Source organism: Methylomonas lenta, assembly GCF_001644015.1.
In the GTDB taxonomy this organism is placed as follows: domain Bacteria; phylum Pseudomonadota; class Gammaproteobacteria; order Methylococcales; family Methylomonadaceae; genus Methylomonas; species Methylomonas lenta.
Window position 1 is genome coordinate 1 of record NZ_LUUI01000097.1, and the last position, 1,376, is coordinate 1,376.

Below are 1,376 nucleotides of genomic sequence, written 5' to 3' on the forward strand. Positions count from 1 at the left end.
TTTAATGATGAAGTGTACTAACAAAAGCAAGCCGTTGAAGAGACTCAAGCCCGAATTAATGCGGAGGATTTCAAGGCGCGTCACCGCCGGGATGAGAAGGCCTTTACGCGAGAGCGTAGTTTAACGTTCGGCTTGGTTTTGGTGTTGGTGATGAGGAACAGCGTCAAGTCACTGCAAAACGTTGTGAACGAGGCAATGACGTGGTTAGGGCGACCTACCGTCAGTGCCAGCGCATTATCACAGGCGCGGTATAAACTGAAACACACGGCATTCATCGAACTGAACCAAGTTGCCATAGTGGAGACGCTCTATGGCAACGAGGATTATCTGCGTTTCTGGGGTTTTCGGGTGTTGGCGATTGATGGTTCGAAGCTCGTGTTGCCAGACAATGAAGCCATTCGCGAAGAATTTGGCACCATAGCCTGGAGCAATGGAAAAGACGCGGAAATCCAGGGCGAACGGCCTTATGCCCTGGCTTCGGTATTGTATGACGTACTCAACCGAGTCGCTTTAGATGCGACGCTGGGTAAAGCCAAAGCCTATGAGGTCGACTTGGCGGTCGGGCATTTGCCGCACACCCGTGTTGGGGATTTGCTGACGATGGACAGGAACTACCCGTCCTACCGAATGTTGGCGGAGCTCAGTCGATGTGAACGCGACTTTGTCATTCGCTGTTCGGCGGCCTCGTTTGCCGAAGCCCGGGAAATGCTTAAAGGCCAAGGCCCTGATAGTCAAGAGGTCACTCTGAAACCCTGCGCCGGACAATTAGCACTGATTCGCGAAATTGGCTTGCCCTTATCGCTCAAAGTGCGCTTGGTCAGAGTTCTATTGAATACAGGGGAATATGAAGTCCTGGTGACTTCGTTGCTGGATAACACTCGCTATCCCACCGACGGGTTTCGCGAACTGTACTATTTGCGCTGGGGCATAGAAACCTTCTATGGTTTGCTCAAGACCCGTCTGGAGTTGGAGAACTTCACCGGGATCGGTGCCGAGGCTATTCGGCAAGATTTTCATGCGACCGTGTACCTATCCGGCTTGGAGTCTTTGCTAACCGACACGGCCCAAGCGATGCTGGATGCCAAAGTCACGCAGTATCCGCAGAGCGTCAATAGAGCGGTATCGTTTAACGCGATCAAGAACCGCGCATTGGATTTATTACTGGTCAGCGGTTTCGAGACAGAACAATTGTTGGCGCAGTTAACGTCGTTGTTCCTGACTAATCCTTGTCTGGAGCGAAGTCAACGCAAGCCTGCGCGTAAAAACTCATCCGCCAGGGTGTTGCTGAACTTTCATAAGCGACAAAAGAAACATTGTTTTTAAGTGCTGATTCTTAACTTAATGGCAGTGACGCGCCGCGTGGGAACGAGAAAAAT

At 51.3% G+C, this 1,376-nt stretch carries 1 protein-coding gene; it reads left to right on the forward strand.

The genetic code is table 11. The annotated features are described in order from the left end of the window. The first annotated feature begins 54 nt into the window (after positions 1-54). Positions 55-1,323, forward strand: a complete 1,269-nt coding sequence (locus A1359_RS09650; RefSeq protein WP_083960576.1) for an IS4 family transposase — start codon at positions 55-57, stop codon at positions 1,321-1,323. The last annotated feature ends 53 nt before the right edge of the window (positions 1,324-1,376 follow it).